Consider the following 16,661-nt stretch of genomic DNA (forward strand, 5'->3'; position numbering starts at 1 on the left):
ACTCCCTTCTGTTATTTCTTTTCTCGTTTATAAAAAGGTGTTGGAACTACAGTTGCCTTTAAGCGTTTACCGCGAATTTCAACTTCAACTTCTGATTCAAGACCCGTAAATTCTGCATTAATTAGTGCAAGACCAATATTTTTCTTTAGTGTTGGAGATTGCGTACCAGTTGTAACCTCACCAATTAACTGTTCATTTTTATACACAGGGTAGCCATGGCGTGGAATCCCGCGATCGATCATTTCGATGCCTACTAATTTTCTTGGTAAGCCCTGTTCTTTTTGTTGAAGTAAAGCTTCTTTTCCAATAAAATCAGTTTCTTTATTTAATTTGACAGCAAAGCCAATTCCAGCTTCAAGTGGTGAAATCTCTGGAGATAATTCTTGTCCATAAAGAGCTAAAACAGCTTCAAAGCGAAGTGTATCCCGGGCACCTAATCCACATGGGATGACTCCATCTTCTTTTCCTGCAGTTAGAATATCTCTCCAAAGGTCGACGACATCCTTCGCGTCGCAATATACTTCAAACCCATCTTCACCGGTATAACCAGTTCTTGAAACCAATGCTTTTTTACCATTTAGGACTACTACTTGCTGGAATTTGAAAAAGCCGATTTCACTTAAATTAGTATCACCCGCAAGTTTTTGTAATACTTTTTCCGCTAGAGGTCCCTGTATTGCAAGTTGTGCTGTTTGTTCTGATAAGTTATCTAATGTAACATCGCCAGATAAATGATCTTTTAACCATTTGAAGTCTTTTTCAATATTTGATGCGTTTACGACTAAGAGGTAATGATTGTCTTCAATCTTATAGACAAGCAGGTCATCGACAGTACCGCCATTTTCATAACACATGGCTGTGTACTGGGCACCTCCATTTTTTATTTTTGAAATGTCATTCGTCATCATTTTTTGTAAAAATGTTAAACTGTCAGTGCCTTTAACTTCGACTTCACCCATATGGGAAACATCAAATAACCCTGCACTTGTGCGAACAGCTTCATGTTCTTCTTTAATGCTTGAGAATTGGACTGGTAATGCCCATCCCCCGAAATCGATGGTTTTTCCTCCCCATTCCTTATATACCTCAAAAAGCGGTGTTCGTTTTAATTCAGACATTCTTAATCCCCCTTCAATCATTGGCACATATTATTGTTTGGAAAACATAAAAAAGGACAGAAACCTCCCATGAAACAAAAGAAGGTCTCTGTCCTTGCACCTGAAAGTTTACCTCTAAAGGCTTTCCCCTTTGGTGGCTGCATAAGTTTAATCAGCACTCTCCAGAGCTGCGTCAAACAAGAGTTCTTTTGCCTGAGAGATTCACATTTCTGCTTGCTCCTTCGGCGCTACTAAGGTAGTCTCTCCCCTTGTTATCATTCGCATTATAATATTATCCAAATTGGTCATACTAATTATACTTATAAAATAAATTACCTTATTAAAATATTTAAAACATTCAAAGCTATTATCATCCTACCATTAAAATAATACATTGGGCAATAATTTTATTGAAAAGCATAAACCTGGAAATTGCACAAAAAGGAGCTGGCACCATGTCGATCGAAATTGAATTTGATTCCTCCTGGAAGGATGATTTTTTACATAGAATCGAAAACGATGGTCCATGGGGGAATTGGGACCTTTTTAAACTAGCAATTGGAGTAGAAAAACATCTTGTTGTTCCTGATTTTAACGGGTTACTGGCACCAGGCCATTTGCCTAATTTAACTCCCCTTCCACATCAACTTGAAACAGCGAAACAAGTCATTGAAAATATGAATGGGAAAGCAATCCTGGCCGATGAAGTTGGCCTCGGAAAAACAATTGAAGCAGGGTTAATTTTAAAAGAATATATGATTCGCGGATTAGTGAAAAAAGTATTAATTCTTGTCCCTGCTTCACTAGTCACACAATGGTCCATTGAATTAAATAGCAAATTTTTCATTCCAGCCATTTCTCAAAGAAAAAGTTATGTGTGGGAACAGTGTGATGTCGTCGTTTCGTCGATTGATACAGCAAAACGCAATCCACATCGAGACATCATTTACAAGCTGGACTATGATCTCATCATTATAGATGAAGCACATAAACTAAAAAATAACAAAACAAAAAACTACGAATTTGTTCAAAATCTGAAAAAGAAATTTTGTTTATTGTTAACAGCAACTCCTATTCAGAACCGGGTCGAGGAGATATTTAATCTGGTGTCATTATTAAAACCAGGCCATTTAGGAAGCGAAACGGCATTCTATGAAAAATACAAACGAGATGCACGGTCATTAAATGATGATGAACATTTAAAAGAATTAGTTAACAAGGTAATGATTCGGAATCGGCGGGCAGATACAGGAATTGAATGGACGAAAAGACATGTCGAAACGATTGCAATTGAATGTACGCCTGAAGAGAAGGATCTTTACGAATCAATTACTGACTTAAAAAGTGAAGGGAATTGGGTCCAAACTAGTTCCTTTTCCGTAATGACGTTACAGCGGGAGGCTTGCAGCAGCAGAGAATCCGTATTTTATACATTAAAAAATATGCTGCAAAAAAAGGAAAACCCAACCCCAGCTTTTGAAGAACAAATTCAGTATCTAATCAAAAAGGTTGAAGCGGTCCAAAAAAATTCCAAAGCAGAAAAAGCTTTAGAATTAATCCAAAAGGTAAATGATAAAGTGATTATTTTCACCGAATATCGAGCCACACAAATGTACCTGCAATGGTATTTAAAACAGCATGGAATTTCATCAGTCCCTTTTCGGGGCGGCTTTAAGCGTGGAAAAAAGGATTGGATGAGAGAATTATTTCAAAAACATGCTCAAGTCTTAATTGCGACAGAAGCTGGTGGGGAAGGGATAAATCTTCAATTTTGTAACCATATTATTAATTTTGATTTACCGTGGAATCCAATGAGGCTCGAACAGCGTATTGGTCGTATCCATCGTCTCGGTCAGGAAAAAGATGTTATGATTTACAACTTTGCGATAAAAAATACTGTCGAAGAGCATATCTTGAAACTTCTCTATGAGAAAATTCATTTATTTGAAAAAGTAATCGGCGAACTTGACGATATATTAACAAAGTTGGAATTTGGCAATATTGAGGACCATTTAATAGACATTTTCGGCCAATCCTCTACTGAGGGGGAAATGCGCATAAAAATGGAAAATTTAACATCTATGATTGAATTTGCACAAGACATGAAGAAAGGAGATTCCCATGCAGCAGCAGGAAATTCATAACTTTCTATTGAACTATTTTCAGGCCAATGATTGTGTAATTATAGAAAATGGGCCCGGTTATTTAGTTATCCAGTTAACAGTGGAGCTTGATAAGGAATTAATGAACCGACCGTTTTACTGGCACTATTTAGAAAAAACGGGGGGAATTCCAAACCCGATGAAGCTTACCTTTATCACGAATCAAAATGCCGCACCTGAAAATATAAAAGGGGAGATCATCCATTTTGGTTCTCCTCGTCTTCATCAAATTTTTGCTTCGACAAAAAAATTAGCCAGTTATATGCGGCTTTATGAAAATCATCGCCATCAAAACAGGCAGACTCCCTTGCTGCCATGGCTTTGTATGAATGTTAAGATCTCCTATCAATGTGATCGTAAGCGGGATATATTCAAGTCTATCGGCTTACAACTGATAAACGGAACTATGGTCGAAGATTTCCATGACAGGCTCCTGAAAATACCGTTAACACCTAAAATACCTGATTATTCCTTTACCTTATCGCCATTAGTAAGGCCCCAAAGCGGGATGTCAAGAATAGAGACTTATTTATCCTCGGTGATTGAGAAAGATGACCACTCCTGGGCTGAGGATGCAAGAAAACGCTGGGAGCAGGATTTACGTCTCTTAGACCACTTTTATGAAGATGTTGAAGAAAAAAACGATAATTACGAAACAGAAAAACTGGCACTAAAAGAACAATATGAACCAAAAATCTCCATATCCTTCATAAACGGCGGCCTCTTCTACCTAACCGACAAAGCCATATAAGGGTGTCAGGCACCATGTGAAAAATTCACATGGTGCCTGACACCCAAAAAATATTTTTGAAAATAAAGAAGGATAAGCAGGAACGCTGTCGAATATTATCAAATGAAAAATAATAAAGGCGGTGGTACCTATTGTTAGCTCGATAGAAATTTTAGCGAATCGTATCATTACAGATGCAGCACGGAACCAGGCAACAGATATTCACATTATCCCAAGGAAGAAAGACACACTCGTTCAACTCCGTTTGACCAACAAACTAATTCCGCGACTATCCCTTCCAAAAGATGAATGCGACAGATTAATCTCTCATTTTAAATTCACAGCCAATATGGATATTGGTGAAAGAAGACGACCTCAAAGTGGAGCTATATTTTGTGAGGTTGACGGAAAATTAATGGGCTTAAGGCTATCCACACTTCCTTCTAATAACAGAGAAAGCCTTGTAATCCGGCTGCTGCCTCAGCAAGAACAAATCCCATTTCACCAACTCTCTCTATTCCCGTCAATGACACGAAAACTACTCGCCCTTCTCAAACACGCTCATGGCTTAATCATTTTCACCGGGCCGACAGGCAGCGGTAAAACAACAACTCTCTACTCCCTATTAAATGAAACAGCCCATCTCTTTCACCGCAATGTTATCACTCTCGAAGATCCCATCGAAAAAAACTATGATTCCGTCCTGCAAATACAAGTGAATGAAAAAGCAGGCGTAACATACGCAGCTGGTCTAAAGGCTATTCTTCGTCATGACCCTGATATTATTATGGTCGGTGAAATTCGCGATGCGGAGACAGCGAAGATTGCGGTTAGAGCGGCTTTAACAGGCCATCTTGTCCTCTCCACCATGCATACTCGCGATGCAAAGGGAGCGGTTTATCGCCTAAGGGAGTTTGGAGTGAATTGGTTAGAAGTTGAACAGACGTTAATTGCCATAACAGCACAAAGATTAGTGGAACTCACCTGCCCTTTTTGTGAGGGAGAGTGCTCACCTATTTGTTATTCCTATGGCAGGTGGAAACGCGCGAGTGTATTTGAGCTTTTATCGGGAAGAAATTTACATGGAGTAATGAAGGCTGCCCAGGGAGAAAGAATAAATACACGTTACCGCACATTAAAAGAGGTAATTAATAAAGGGATTGCCCTTGGTTATATTCAAGAATCCGAATATGAGCGGTTGGTGTATGATAATGAAACGTCATAAATGGTCTGTAAATGAACAAGCTAATTTCCTGAGAAGAACTGGTGAACTATTGGCTAGGGGATATCCAATTGCGTTAGCAATTGAATCTATAGCGTTGCAACTACCGTCAAAACGAAAGGAGGAACTTAATGATTGTTTAGAAGGATTGAAAAAAGGCCAACCGTTTCATGAGGCATTAAATAATCTTGGCTTCCAGAAAGACTTAGTTGGTTATGTTTATTTTGCGGAACAGCATGGCTGCTTTACAGATGCGCTGCTAGAAGGAAGTAATCTTGCTCTACTAAAGGATAAAGATTTACGCAAGCTGCTAAAGTTACTGCAATATCCAGCATTACTGATCGTTATTACAGGTTTTCTATTTTTTTTCGTAGAAAATACATTGCTGCCAAGGTTTACAACCCTCTTTTCATCCCTTGGCCTAGAAGCAAATTTTTTCATGAATGTCATTTATGCTTTCGAGCGTTATTTCCCAATTGTTATCAGTGTCTTGCTTGTTATCCTCTGTTTGGGAGCAGTTTATTATGTACTTATTTTTCGAAATCTCTCCGTACTAAAACAAAGTGCACATCTGGTCCGAATCCCTATTGTTGGTAGGATCCTCAAATTACTGTTTACCCACTACTTTTCCATTCAGCTGAGCTTCTTACTATCCGGTGGATTATCAGTTTCCGAAGCACTACTACTCTTTGAACAAAATCTCAGACATCCCTTTTACAGTCACTTAGCTATTGCGATTAAATGTAAGCTTATCACCGGAGAAAGATTGGAGACAATTTTGGCAACGATGTCATTCTTCGAAAAAGAATTTCCAATGATTGTAAAACACGGTCAAGAAAATGGAAAATTGGAGCAGGAATTACTTTTTTTTAGCAAGCACTGTATCACAAATATGGAAGAAATGATCGAAAAAAAATTATCAACCATTCAGCCTATTCTATACGTTTTTATTGGATTCTTGGTGGTATCCATGTATTTAGCCATCCTTTTACCCATGTTTCACCTACTTGATGGTATTTAAAATATTGGAGGTTAATCAAATGATCAAAAATGAAAAAGGTTTTACGTTAATAGAAATGATGATTGTTATGCTTGTAATTTCAGTACTGCTAATTATTACAATTCCTAACGTTGCAAAACATAATTCAAATATCAACAATAAAGGCTGCCAAGCCTACGTTAAAATGGTCCAAGCTCAAGTTCAAGCATATGAAATGGATAAGAACAAAATCCCTACCATGGAGGAACTTAAAACAGAAGGATATATAAAGACGGATGCTCAAGGTTGTCCGAATGGTAATACAGTAGAAATAGACTCTTCAGGTACTGTAACCGCGGTTGCAAAAGTAACCAATCCATAATGAAAAACAATCAAAACGGCTTCACTTTAATTGAGTCCCTGTTAGTTCTCTCCATCTTCATGATTATTTCCTCAATTACGGTTTTCTCCTTGAAACCACAGCACTCAGTACTTGAGGATGAGGCCTTTTTAACCCAATTAAAAGCTGATCTATATTATTCACAACAGTATGCTATATCCCATCAACATGAAGTAACCGTTGTTTTTCTTCCAGCTCAGTATAGGTATTATATGCTTTTGAGACCAGACCTGCCCCCAATCGTCATGCGAAATTATTCAACAAATATATATCTTGTGGAAGGTTCCATTTCCTTATTTTTCAGATTCCTAAACGATGGAAATGTGAACCAATTTGGTTCTTTTCTAATCCAAACCAAAAATAAAACCTATCAAATGACCTTGTTAATTGGTAAGGGGCGGTTCTATGTTAAAGAGCTCTAAAGGCTATTTTTTGCTTGAGCTGCTGCTTTCTTTATCTGCTTTATTAATACTTAGTTTGTTCTTACTGCCATTATTAACTGACCTAAGAGAACAATCCCGAAAATTAGAATTAGAAAGTAAGGCCCGACAGTTGATGTACGAAGAATTACAGACAAATTTAATCAATAATCGAACAACTTCAAATTCCTCTTCTATTCAGAATGGGATTAAATATCTAATCATTTGGTATGAGAGCGAATCAACTGGTCAAAAGGAGGTGTGTGTAAGAGTTGAAAAAAATTCTTTCCTGCCTGAAGTCGAAGTCTGTGGGTTGCTTGAGTGACGATGCGTTTACACTTATAGAGGTGCTAATTTCTTTTTCAATTTTTACAACGATTATTTTTTTTATGACACCTGTATTTCAAATAATCCTTAATAATAAGGATACAGAGGCAACTTTACAAGCAATGGAGTGGGACGTCTTTTCGAGCCAAGTCAAAAAGGAAGTACGACTGTCCACCCGTGCAGAAGTGAACTCAAATCTGTTAATTCTAACAAAGGATACTGAAACAATTCAGTATGAAATGTATGGATCAAGCCTAAGGCGACGTGTGAATTCGACTGGACATGAAATACTCCTGCAAAATGTTTCACAGTATTCGTTCGCTATCTTAAATAATGCCGTTAAAATAGATGTAACGGACCTTTGGGGGAGAAAATATTCAGTTATCGCTTTCTCTATGGTCAATTGGCAGCCTCTCCCATGAAAAATAATGAGAATGGCTTCACTTACCCACTTACCCTATGTCTATTAATCATATTTTTGTTATTTCTTTCGGGACGTATTGAAGTTTTGTTATCGGAAAGAAAAATGGCACATGAAACAGATACAATTCTGCTCGAGGAATATTATTTCCTATCGTCTGTTAAAAAAATTGAAGTAATGTTTCAAATAAGTGGAACTCTGCCTGCCAAAGGAACAATTAAGTTTGTTAAGGGCACAATGGATTTCCAGGCTGAAACTCCCACCGGGTATGTCCAAAAAGTCAATTTCACTTTTCACCTCAATTCTGATGATGTAACATCTAGCGGAAGGGGGTATTTTGATACACGAACAAAACGATTAACCAAATGGCTTGAATTGAAATAAACAAACATGGGCATACTTGTTTATGAAAATTAAAGGCAGGTGTGTCCATGAAAACTAATGACTATGTTAAATATATGACCCAAACCATCGTGAGATATGCAGATCAACCAAAGGATGAACGGAAACGTCTTCGAAATGAGCGGAAAGAAACAAAAGCCTCCTTTTGGTATCGTTGGTTTGGAATACTACCTTACATCCTCTATTTTGAAGTAAAAAAGAGGCGAAGAATGTAAACGAGCAGCTATCCTCAACGTGCGTTATTTTTCCAAAATAACTATATTTCAGCTATTTACAATAGTTTTTTTTTCAAAATGGCTGTTTTTTTATTATATTGTTACAATATAAAGTCGCTAATTGTGAACATTTTCTAAACTTATAGTGTTAACATTGTTAACCTCATTCCCATGTTACATTGGCTGTATTATAATGGAATAAATTATGGGGGTCCGAGGTGAACAATGATGGAACAAACATTAAAGATAACAAACGTTTTGTCAGATCCAACACGGTACTATATTTATCAATACATTACCAAACGTCATCAAGAAGTAACAGTTCAAGAGGTAGCAGAAAACTTTAATATTCATCCAAATGTTGCAAGACTACATTTATCTAAACTTGAAGATGTAAATATGTTAGCATCTGAAACAAAAAAAACTGGTAAAGGCGGCAGACCAAGTAGATTATATCGTTTATCAGATGATGTAATTCAGCTGCATTTCCCATTTCGTGACTACATGCTCTTATCTAAAGTCGCAATCCAAACAATGATTTCACTTGGAGAAGCTGGCAAAAAAGCACTTTTCCTAACTGGAAAACGTTTTGGGACAGAAGTGATTGAACAAGAAAAGGCAAAAAGGGCGTTTGGTGAGGAATTAGAATTTGATCAAAAGCTAATAATATTAAAAAGCGCTGCAACTCTAGCGGGTTTTTATCCTGAATTTGAAGCCAATGGTGATAAAACAAAAATTTATTTCCAAATTTTCAATTGTCCGTTCAAAGAAGTGGCAGAAGAACATTCGGAGACAGTATGTAGTATGCACCATGAATTTCTTAAAGGAATGTTTGGAGCACTATTTGAATCCGTTGAGTTAATTGAAAAAGATAATATTATTTCTGGATGTGAAACTTGTTCATATCAAGCGCTAGTTACAAACTAATTCGAAACCATTATTTACATTATACCTCCTCTTACTTTATAATATTGTAATGATGGTATCGTAGGGTAAAGGAGGGATACATATGGATCGTATGTTCAGAGTTTGTGGTTTCTGGACGGGCATTTTTACAGTAATGTTTTTTCTTGGAGATATGGATAAAACGGCAATGTTATTCTTAGCCCAAACAGGTTTTTTCGTTCTGCTCAGCTATCTTAAACTATCCGAGCGCATGTATTTGTGGGTTTTCGGAGCATATTTAACAATTTTCTTCGCGGGCTTCACTTATTGGACAACTTTCATGATGGTGCCTGGTGCAGGGCATTAAGAAACACTTAGAAAAAACGCCGGAATTCCGGCGTTTTTCTTTATTCTCTAAAAATGTCACTCAGATTGATGTTAAGACCTTTTTGCTGAATAACCACATGAAAATAGGAACTCATCCCTGTAGGCATAATTAAACTGCGAATCGCACGATTCCGTTTGCTTACCTCAGAAAATGGATTGGGGTCATAGTGGTTCTCTAATTCTTTGAGGATACCTGCCTTTAATAAAAACTCATCCTGCCTGATTTTTGAAATAAGTTCTAATTTTTCCTGTTCACCTTTTTGAATTAGATAATCAAAATGGATATGAGTTGTGATATCCATTTCTCCGGGGTGCTGCAAGACATCATCAACCATCTGATGCTTAAAATAACCTCGCAAACTCCCCTTTGTCCTTCTAGGGTTCATCCATTCTTCATTTGTATAACCATAATCAGAGGTTACAACTACCCCTTTTAACAATGTTCGAGAAATCTCCCTCAGCATCTCCACCATGGCTAACGGGACCTCGATCCGCTGCTTTTCCTTTAAATCAATCTTGCTTTCCTGTAAAAAGATGAGGATGTCTGAATTGGTTAAAGGTACTTTTTGCTCATAAAGGTCATTATTTCGAATCCCTATCATCATTTCATAAAGTTCCCCATTATGCTTTTCAATGACATGAACGGGTAAGGCATCAAAGAGCTCGTTCGAAAAAATCATTCCTTCAAATGCTTCAACCTCATTAATGCTATTCACTTGGACAATTGGAAAATCAGGCAATAACAATTCTTGCTGTAATTTCCGATGAAAAGGGCTGCTCTCAACAATAATATATGTTAATGGGGTTTGCAGTTTGTCCTTCCATTCCTGTAAAAATGCTTTAGCAAAACGTCCATTTCCGGCACCAATTTCACAGAATACAGGAGCAAGTTGTGCCCTCTTACATACTAGAGAAAACCATTTGGCCATCATTCTTCCATATAAATCAGAAATATTACTTGTTGTTATGAAATCACCATGCCGCCCAATCTTCTGTTTATCCCTCATATAATAGCCGAATTCTGGATGATACAATGCTGCCTCAATATATCTTGCGTAAGTGATTAACTCATTGGATGAATTTGAAATTAATGCTTTTAACAATGTGTTCATATATGCTCCTTTGCGAATAAACACTATTGACATAGTGATAACTTTATAATATTGTTAAGTTAGTAGCTTAAACTTTATCCCCTCCCATATTAGAATAGAATATCCCCCAGAAAAACCCTTCTCAATTCGGAGAAGGGTTTTTCTATATTGTCTCCCTTAGCTACTAAAATCCATTCAAAAATGGATTACTATCCATTTCTTCACCAATGGTTGTCACAGGACCGTGACCAGATAATACATACGTTTCCTCTGGTAATACAAGCAACTTATTATGTATGCTTTTTAATAACTGTGCTTCGTTCCCTTCTGGCAAATCTGTTCGACCAATACTGCCTTGAAAAAGAGCATCACCAGAAAGAATAAACCCTTCCTTTTCAAAATAATAAGAGACACTTCCTGGTGAATGACCAGGGGTATGAAAAATGGTAAACTCAAAATCGCCTATTTTCATGATGCCTTCATTTTTAATGATATGATCAGCCGGATTTACTTTCAAAGAATCCTGAATCATAAAAAATTGTGAACCATTTAGTGCAGGGTCCCCAAGCCATTTTTCTTCCTGTTTGTGAAGATATACGGGAATATTATAAAAATCCCTTACTTCATCGACGCCCCCGATATGATCAAAATGTGCATGGGTTAGGAATATTGCCAGCGGTTTCAATTTTCTATTGTTCAATAAATTAATGAGCTTTTTCCCTTCACTGCCTGGATCAATAATTAAACAAGAACGGTCCGAATTTTCTACGATGTAGCAGTTAGTTTGAAGTGCCCCTAAGGGGATTTGTTGCCATTTCATATTTTTGTACCTCCAATTGTAATTGCGATATTATTATTTTACACTAAGTAATATGTAGAGAGAAAGAATACAAATTCAGTGAGTTCTTTTTTGCTCTCGACAAATGAAAGAAAAAAATATAAAATAAGAATCGAATGTAAATAATATAGGTACATAATTTTTCTTTAATTTGTTTGATGTATGCTTGCTAATGACAAAAAAAGGGGGATTTTTCATGGGTTTAGTAATTATCTTTGCTCTCGTAACGATTCTTGCTGCTTTCGGTGGATTTTCAGCACTGAAGAAAAAAAATTTCTTAGGTGCATTTTGGGGTGTAGCTTCATTTGTGGTTTTCGGCTGGTTTACAGTTATGACCATTGTTGAATCTGGATTTCCAACTGGAACTCATTAAGAGAATTAAAAAAGACTGCCAACCGGCAGTCTTTTTATTTTCCGCATTTAAATCGATAGTGCTGAATTTTGCAAAATCCGCTCCCTATTTAGCCCTCATTTAAAAGGCTTGTTACCCTGTCTACTTTATATTCCATACTTCGCTTGACATCTCTTCTGTCATCAATTCGAATCGTTGTAGCGACTCGCTGGATACCTTCAGTAAAGGGTACCTCATGCATTTCTTGTATGACTTCAAATAATATTGGAAGGTCACCTTCAATAATCGTATTCATTGGTGTTAATTGAAAACGAATTTTCCCTTCTTCTTGATATTTTCTCAAAACCTTTTGAACACTTGCTACATATTTACTGACACTAGGTGTTTCTGTACCTAGTGGAATAACTGTTACATCTACTATCGCCATTGAATTACTACCATCCTCTTTTAGTTTTTGATTTCAACGTGATTTTACCATATCGGAAGATAAAACCAAAAAATGACACTCAAAACAAGTGTCATTCTTTTACCAGTTGATATATTTTCTTTGCACCTAGATCGATTATTTTTTCAAACCGATTCCCATATAGGAGAGCCTCACCTTTAGGTGAGAGAGTCATTGGCTCATTTTCTAATCCATCCATTATCAGGCTACTGTTTCCATTCTTAAGATTATAGGTACGGAGTTGAAAACCTTCTGAATAAGAATCCATTTCTCCACTTGATAGCGGTCTAAAGGTAATAAATTGTCTGTTTTGTTCATTATAATCATAAAAAGGAACTAACCAATCTGAATATCTTGTTAGCTGTGGCATTGAAAAAGTAAATAGCTTTCTCTTTTGTTTGTCAAAAAATGAATAAATGGCTAAGGATTGGTCTTGTTCATTTACGGAGATTGTCATGAGGACGTCCCGCAAAACTGAAAAATCTATTACAGATGGAAACAACGTCTTCTCAATCCCATTTTTTAAATTTTTAACATGGAGTGGACCAAATAAGGATGGACTATCTTCTGCCCAATTTATGAAAGCAATCTCATTCCCATCTATCCACTTTACAAAAGGCTGAGGAAAGTCTAGTTCAGATGTATTGGTTTTCTTCAAGTCTATCAATAACACTTGAAAACTCCAATCCTCTGCAAATTTTGTTACTAATACTTGGGCTTCATTATACGGATTCCATTCAAATGCTAATTCATAAGATGGAAACGATTTTTTCAGGATTTCAGTACCTTTTATATCGATTATTGTAACTAATCCTTCGGATGCTGATTGCGACGCATGGATTAGAATGCTTTTTTTCGACGGACTAATCACTACCTTAATAATGGGATTTTCACTTTTATAAATTAATTCACTTTTACCTGTTAAGAGGTCGTAACGATATAAACTTGAAGTTTGTTCTAGATTCGTAATATAGAGGACTTTAGTCTCTGATAGCCAGCCAACGAGTTTGGAAAATTCACCTTCCGGTATAGAAATTGGCAATTTCCATTTTTGTCCAACCGCAGATATAACCGGTGTTTTAGGCTTTACATTTTTAACAGGAACTTTAAGGTTTACTTTCTCCTTTTGGGAGCATGCACCTAAGATGAGGATCAAAAAAAATAAATAGAGGACCAGAAACATTGGATTTTTACTATATTTCCTGTTCAATATAATCAATATTTCCTCCTCTCTTATTTCTCTCATATGTTAGTACGTTAAAATAACAATAATGTTTCAATATTATAACAATTTTATCAAAATAGGAAAAAAGCCATAGATTCTAGATTTAGTATTTTTGTAAGTTACAAAGAAAAAACCGCATTAATGCGGATTTTTCTTTTATATTTTATTGATTTAATTGATTCTTAATCAACCATGCCGCACCAAGTACGCCTGCATCATTCCCAAGTGTAGCCAAAGCTAATTTTGTGGAATCACGGACGGCTGAAAAAGCAAACTGTTCAAAATTACTTTTTACTGGATTTAATAAAATATCGCCTGCTTTTGAAACACCGCCGCCAAGAACTATCTTTTCTGGATTAAGAGTATTGGCAATACTAGCTAAAACGAAACCTAAGTGAAAGGAAACCTCATTCAAGACTGTTTGCGCTAATTCATCACGATTTCGTGCCGCATCAAAGACGTCTTTTGCTGTAAATGTGCCATTTTCAGCAATTTTATCTGTTAATTCACTTGGTGACCCCTTAGCAAGCTCCATTCGGGCTAGACGTACAATACCTGTCGCAGAGGCTACGGTTTCAAGACAACCTGTTTTCCCGCAATTGCATGGCGCTCCACCAAAGGGAATAGCAGTTATATGGCCGATTTCTCCAGCGGCACCATTAATACCTTGAACAACTTTTCCGCCTGCAATTACACCTCCACCGACCCCTGTGCCAAGTGTGACACATACAAGGTCCTTTGCTCCATTGCCTGCACCCATCCACATCTCACCCAATGCTGCACAGTTCGCGTCATTTTCAATCGCTGCTGGAAGTAAAGTTGCTGTCTCAAGGCTGTCTTTTAAAGGATAGTTATTAGGCCAGCCTAAATTTACGACATTTAAAACTATCCCCTTTTCATAATTAACTGGACCCGGTGCACCCATACCGATTCCTATTAAATTATCTTTTGTTTGACCCAGCTCTTTTAGTTTTTCATCAATTGCCTTGGCAATATTTATTGTTATGTTTTTTCCTTCATTCGCATTATCGGTTGGTATTTCCCATTTATGAATAATCTCGCCATCATTTGTAATGAAAGCTAGTTTAGTCGTTGTACCACCAAGATCCACACCAACAATCCATTTTTTTGACATTAAAATCACCTATCTTTATTTTTGACTTTTTCTTTTTGAAATTGTATTTCATGCCTCAAAATTAATAATGCGGTTTGGAATTCTCGTGGTTCAATCAGTTGAGACTGATACAGTTCCTTTAGTTCCATTTCCATTAATTCAAGGTCAGCTACTCTGTCACCAATATAAATAAATGTTCCAAATCTCTTTAAAAATTGCTGAATATCATAAATAGTTTTCATCCTATATCTCCTAGTATTTTAATGGAGAGAAAAAATATTGTACAAGAAAAAGTATAACCCATGCCACCGTTTATCCTCAAGACAATATATTCATAGTTATCAAGAAAAATTAACCTTACTCCCCCTTGTCGGTGGATTGAAGCTGGCGATTTATTTCTTGTAGTAATTCAGAATAATTCTGTTGATTCGGGTTTTGCTTAATAGCCAATTGAATATTTTCCTTAGCTTCTTCCAAATCTTTTTGTTCCAGATTAATCAGTGCCAAATTAAAGAACGCTTCATCAAAACTAGGGTCAAGTTTTATGGCCTTTTCTAGATGTGTTTTGGCCTCAGTGAGCATTTCCTTCTTAATTTCGACAAAAGATAAGAGAAAATAGGTTTTCTCGGACACATTCACAGCGTTCTCTTCAGATTCCTTTAATACGTTATAGGCTTTATCATAATTGTTTTGCTTAATATATTCCTGAGCCATTAACAAACCAGAGTTTTCATCATATGCTTTTCCAGAAGCACTAAAACCGTAGGATAAAGAACCCCATAAAAGCGCGGCAGCTACAATGAAAAATAACATTTGCAACAAGGGTTTTTTCTTCTTCGGAAGGTGGACAACACCTGCACCAAAGAATCCTCCAACTAACCCGCCTAGATGACCTGCATTGTCTATACCAGATGCCGAGAATCCAATCATCAAGTTTATTCCGAGCACAACAAGCAAATTTAATCCCATTGTCCGGAAAAATAATTTCGGGAAAATAACTCCAAAATACAGTAATGCACCAAAACAGCCAAAAATAGCGCCACTTGCCCCTGCTGATAAGTTAGCACTAAAGATGAAACTGGCAATAAAGCCTATAACTCCGGCAAATAGGTAAATCACCAAAAAACGAAGATTGCCAAAAATTCTTTCTACTTCCGTTCCAAGAAAGTACAAAGCTAAAGTATTCATAGCCAGATGGACAAATCCAATATGAAGAAAAACCGGTGTTATAAATCTCCACCATTCCCCTTCAACAATCAATTGATTGACTTTTGCGCCGTATTTAATCAACGTGGAAGTGTTAGTACTCCCACCATGCATTTGCAGCCAGAAAAAAACAGCAAGCTGGATTGCAATGAAAACATATGTAAAGAATGGTTTACCATTCAATAGAATCGCTCTTTCTGTCTTTACTTTTTTTATTGCGTAATCCAAGGCTGCTCTCTTAACTAACTCAACATCTTCTGCTGAATAGTCATCTTTTATAGAAAAGGAAACCTCAGACGCAAGCCTTTCTGATAAGCGTCGGAAACCTTCATCGTATTGTCCCTCCGCAAATAGGATTGAACTAACCATTGTTTTATTCCCATCTGTATGGACAAAAGGTTTATTGAGTCGAAACTCGTATTCATCAACAGGTGGAAACTGACTGACGTAAATGTTGACTACATTCAATTCATGACGTCCAATTTGTTTCCGAACTCTTTCCCCATTGGCAGCAGTAAACTCAATATCCCTCTGCATTGCATTACTCCAATCCAAATTATGGAGCAGCAAGCGAATGATTGGTGCTTTTTTATTTTCAATTTTTTCAAGCCATATTTCTTTTTGATTTTCAAATAATTGAATAATTCGATAGCCATGTTCTGCTATCAATGAATTTGCCAACTTCCAAAAAACAAAACCTTCTCTATTATTCATTTCCCCCCAACTTCCTATGTAAGAATAAGC

The 16,661-nt window shown here is 36.7% G+C and carries 21 protein-coding genes and 1 riboswitch; of the genes, 13 read left to right on the forward strand and 8 right to left on the reverse strand.

Features of this window, described 5'->3' with window-relative positions; translation table 11 throughout:
• Positions 1-11 precede the first annotated feature (11 nt).
• A complete protein-coding gene (gene gcvT, locus ACJ004_RS14530; protein WP_410893774.1) occupies positions 12-1,118 on the reverse strand; it encodes a glycine cleavage system aminomethyltransferase GcvT in 1,107 nt (368 codons plus the stop codon).
• A gap of 170 nt (positions 1,119-1,288) precedes the next feature.
• Positions 1,289-1,376: riboswitch (glycine riboswitch) on the reverse strand.
• 176 nt (positions 1,377-1,552) lie between these two features.
• Between gcvT and ACJ004_RS14535 the strand changes: the two genes are divergently transcribed.
• The 12 genes from ACJ004_RS14535 (at position 1,553) to ACJ004_RS14590 (ending at position 9,626) form a co-directional block, all read left to right on the forward strand.
• Positions 1,553-3,241: a DEAD/DEAH box helicase gene (locus ACJ004_RS14535; protein WP_410893775.1), complete on the forward strand. Its 1,689-nt coding sequence runs from the start codon at positions 1,553-1,555 to the stop codon at positions 3,239-3,241.
• Positions 3,219-4,010 carry a YqhG family protein gene (locus ACJ004_RS14540; protein ID WP_410893776.1) on the forward strand — a complete coding sequence of 264 codons (792 nt, stop codon included), beginning with the start codon at positions 3,219-3,221 and terminating at the stop codon, positions 4,008-4,010. The genes ACJ004_RS14535 and ACJ004_RS14540 overlap by 23 nt, the downstream gene beginning before the upstream one ends.
• A gap of 121 nt (positions 4,011-4,131) precedes the next feature.
• Entirely contained in the window at positions 4,132-5,214 is a 1,083-nt protein-coding gene (gene comGA, locus ACJ004_RS14545) for a competence type IV pilus ATPase ComGA (RefSeq protein ID WP_410893777.1), read from the forward strand.
• Positions 5,201-6,232: a competence type IV pilus assembly protein ComGB gene (comGB, locus tag ACJ004_RS14550; protein ID WP_410893778.1), complete on the forward strand. Its 1,032-nt coding sequence runs from the start codon at positions 5,201-5,203 to the stop codon at positions 6,230-6,232. The genes comGA and comGB overlap by 14 nt, the downstream gene beginning before the upstream one ends.
• Before the next feature lie 19 nt (positions 6,233-6,251).
• A complete protein-coding gene (gene comGC / locus ACJ004_RS14555) occupies positions 6,252-6,572 on the forward strand; it encodes a competence type IV pilus major pilin ComGC (RefSeq protein WP_410893779.1) in 321 nt (106 codons plus the stop codon).
• A complete protein-coding gene (gene comGD / locus ACJ004_RS14560; protein WP_410893780.1) occupies positions 6,572-7,012 on the forward strand; it encodes a competence type IV pilus minor pilin ComGD in 441 nt (146 codons plus the stop codon). Before comGC ends, comGD begins: the two co-directional genes overlap by 1 nt.
• Complete coding sequence (gene comGE, locus ACJ004_RS14565; protein WP_410893781.1) at positions 6,996-7,334, forward strand: competence type IV pilus minor pilin ComGE; 339 nt, start codon at positions 6,996-6,998, stop codon at positions 7,332-7,334. Before comGD ends, comGE begins: the two co-directional genes overlap by 17 nt.
• Positions 7,282-7,758, forward strand: a complete 477-nt coding sequence (gene comGF / locus ACJ004_RS14570) for a competence type IV pilus minor pilin ComGF (protein ID WP_410893782.1) — start codon at positions 7,282-7,284, stop codon at positions 7,756-7,758. The genes comGE and comGF overlap by 53 nt, the downstream gene beginning before the upstream one ends.
• On the forward strand, positions 7,755-8,141 hold the full coding sequence (gene comGG / locus ACJ004_RS14575) for a competence type IV pilus minor pilin ComGG (protein WP_410893783.1): 387 nt from the start codon (positions 7,755-7,757) through the stop codon (positions 8,139-8,141). Before comGF ends, comGG begins: the two co-directional genes overlap by 4 nt.
• Before the next feature lie 47 nt (positions 8,142-8,188).
• A complete protein-coding gene (locus ACJ004_RS14580) occupies positions 8,189-8,374 on the forward strand; it encodes a YqzE family protein (protein ID WP_410893784.1) in 186 nt (61 codons plus the stop codon).
• A gap of 228 nt (positions 8,375-8,602) precedes the next feature.
• Entirely contained in the window at positions 8,603-9,301 is a 699-nt protein-coding gene (locus ACJ004_RS14585) for a helix-turn-helix transcriptional regulator (RefSeq protein WP_410893785.1), read from the forward strand.
• An 82-nt stretch (positions 9,302-9,383) separates the two neighbouring features.
• Positions 9,384-9,626, forward strand: a complete 243-nt coding sequence (locus ACJ004_RS14590) for a DUF2626 domain-containing protein (protein WP_410893786.1) — start codon at positions 9,384-9,386, stop codon at positions 9,624-9,626.
• Positions 9,627-9,666: 40 nt separating this feature from the next.
• Here ACJ004_RS14590 and ACJ004_RS14595 read toward each other — a convergent pair whose 3' ends face one another.
• Together ACJ004_RS14595 and ACJ004_RS14600 are read right to left on the reverse strand one after the other, a co-directional pair.
• Entirely contained in the window at positions 9,667-10,758 is a 1,092-nt protein-coding gene (locus ACJ004_RS14595) for a class I SAM-dependent methyltransferase (RefSeq protein WP_410893787.1), read from the reverse strand.
• Positions 10,759-10,921: 163 nt separating this feature from the next.
• Positions 10,922-11,557: an MBL fold metallo-hydrolase gene (locus ACJ004_RS14600; protein ID WP_410893788.1), complete on the reverse strand. Its 636-nt coding sequence runs from the start codon at positions 11,555-11,557 to the stop codon at positions 10,922-10,924.
• A 214-nt stretch (positions 11,558-11,771) separates the two neighbouring features.
• Between ACJ004_RS14600 and ACJ004_RS14605 the strand changes: the two genes are divergently transcribed.
• Positions 11,772-11,948: a DUF2759 domain-containing protein gene (locus ACJ004_RS14605; protein ID WP_410893789.1), complete on the forward strand. Its 177-nt coding sequence runs from the start codon at positions 11,772-11,774 to the stop codon at positions 11,946-11,948.
• Positions 11,949-12,036: 88 nt separating this feature from the next.
• On the opposite strand, the gene ACJ004_RS14610 is transcribed toward ACJ004_RS14605, so the two are convergent.
• From ACJ004_RS14610 to ACJ004_RS14630, 5 genes are all read right to left on the reverse strand, one after another.
• Positions 12,037-12,354, reverse strand: a complete 318-nt coding sequence (locus ACJ004_RS14610; protein WP_410893790.1) for an MTH1187 family thiamine-binding protein — start codon at positions 12,352-12,354, stop codon at positions 12,037-12,039.
• 91 nt (positions 12,355-12,445) lie between these two features.
• Entirely contained in the window at positions 12,446-13,591 is a 1,146-nt protein-coding gene (locus ACJ004_RS14615; RefSeq protein WP_410893791.1) for a YqgU-like beta propeller domain-containing protein, read from the reverse strand.
• Between the two features lie 169 nt (positions 13,592-13,760).
• Positions 13,761-14,732: an ROK family glucokinase gene (locus ACJ004_RS14620; RefSeq protein ID WP_410893792.1), complete on the reverse strand. Its 972-nt coding sequence runs from the start codon at positions 14,730-14,732 to the stop codon at positions 13,761-13,763.
• Positions 14,733-14,737: 5 nt separating this feature from the next.
• Complete coding sequence (locus tag ACJ004_RS14625) at positions 14,738-14,953, reverse strand: YqgQ family protein (RefSeq protein WP_410893793.1); 216 nt, start codon at positions 14,951-14,953, stop codon at positions 14,738-14,740.
• Between the two features lie 115 nt (positions 14,954-15,068).
• Complete coding sequence (locus ACJ004_RS14630; protein ID WP_410893794.1) at positions 15,069-16,631, reverse strand: rhomboid family intramembrane serine protease; 1,563 nt, start codon at positions 16,629-16,631, stop codon at positions 15,069-15,071.
• Between the last annotated feature and the right edge of the window lie 30 nt (positions 16,632-16,661).

Origin of the sequence: Neobacillus sp. 204 (assembly GCF_046562815.1) — a bacterium.
In the GTDB taxonomy this organism is placed as follows: Bacteria; Bacillota; Bacilli; order Bacillales; family Cytobacillaceae; genus Neobacillus.

What these genes read in the sequence shown, in the direction of transcription:
- gcvT (WP_410893774.1), bottom strand. Translation starts at nt 1,118, where the DNA reads ATGTCTGAATTAAAACGAACACCGCTTTTTGAGGTATATAAGGAATGG.
- ACJ004_RS14535 (WP_410893775.1), top strand. Translation starts at nt 1,553, where the DNA reads ATGTCGATCGAAATTGAATTTGATTCCTCCTGGAAGGATGATTTTTTA.
- ACJ004_RS14540 (WP_410893776.1), top strand. Translation starts at nt 3,219, where the DNA reads ATGCAGCAGCAGGAAATTCATAACTTTCTATTGAACTATTTTCAGGCC.
- comGB (WP_410893778.1), top strand. Translation starts at nt 5,201, where the DNA reads ATGAAACGTCATAAATGGTCTGTAAATGAACAAGCTAATTTCCTGAGA.
- comGC (WP_410893779.1), top strand. Translation starts at nt 6,252, where the DNA reads ATGATCAAAAATGAAAAAGGTTTTACGTTAATAGAAATGATGATTGTT.
- comGD (WP_410893780.1), top strand. Translation starts at nt 6,572, where the DNA reads ATGAAAAACAATCAAAACGGCTTCACTTTAATTGAGTCCCTGTTAGTT.
- comGE (WP_410893781.1), top strand. Translation starts at nt 6,996, where the DNA reads ATGTTAAAGAGCTCTAAAGGCTATTTTTTGCTTGAGCTGCTGCTTTCT.
- comGG (WP_410893783.1), top strand. Translation starts at nt 7,755, where the DNA reads ATGAAAAATAATGAGAATGGCTTCACTTACCCACTTACCCTATGTCTA.
- ACJ004_RS14580 (WP_410893784.1), top strand. Translation starts at nt 8,189, where the DNA reads ATGAAAACTAATGACTATGTTAAATATATGACCCAAACCATCGTGAGA.
- ACJ004_RS14585 (WP_410893785.1), top strand. Translation starts at nt 8,603, where the DNA reads ATGGAACAAACATTAAAGATAACAAACGTTTTGTCAGATCCAACACGG.
- ACJ004_RS14590 (WP_410893786.1), top strand. Translation starts at nt 9,384, where the DNA reads ATGGATCGTATGTTCAGAGTTTGTGGTTTCTGGACGGGCATTTTTACA.
- ACJ004_RS14595 (WP_410893787.1), bottom strand. Translation starts at nt 10,758, where the DNA reads ATGAACACATTGTTAAAAGCATTAATTTCAAATTCATCCAATGAGTTA.
- ACJ004_RS14600 (WP_410893788.1), bottom strand. Translation starts at nt 11,557, where the DNA reads ATGAAATGGCAACAAATCCCCTTAGGGGCACTTCAAACTAACTGCTAC.
- ACJ004_RS14605 (WP_410893789.1), top strand. Translation starts at nt 11,772, where the DNA reads ATGGGTTTAGTAATTATCTTTGCTCTCGTAACGATTCTTGCTGCTTTC.
- ACJ004_RS14610 (WP_410893790.1), bottom strand. Translation starts at nt 12,354, where the DNA reads ATGGCGATAGTAGATGTAACAGTTATTCCACTAGGTACAGAAACACCT.
- ACJ004_RS14620 (WP_410893792.1), bottom strand. Translation starts at nt 14,732, where the DNA reads ATGTCAAAAAAATGGATTGTTGGTGTGGATCTTGGTGGTACAACGACT.
- ACJ004_RS14625 (WP_410893793.1), bottom strand. Translation starts at nt 14,953, where the DNA reads ATGAAAACTATTTATGATATTCAGCAATTTTTAAAGAGATTTGGAACA.
- ACJ004_RS14630 (WP_410893794.1), bottom strand. Translation starts at nt 16,631, where the DNA reads ATGAATAATAGAGAAGGTTTTGTTTTTTGGAAGTTGGCAAATTCATTG.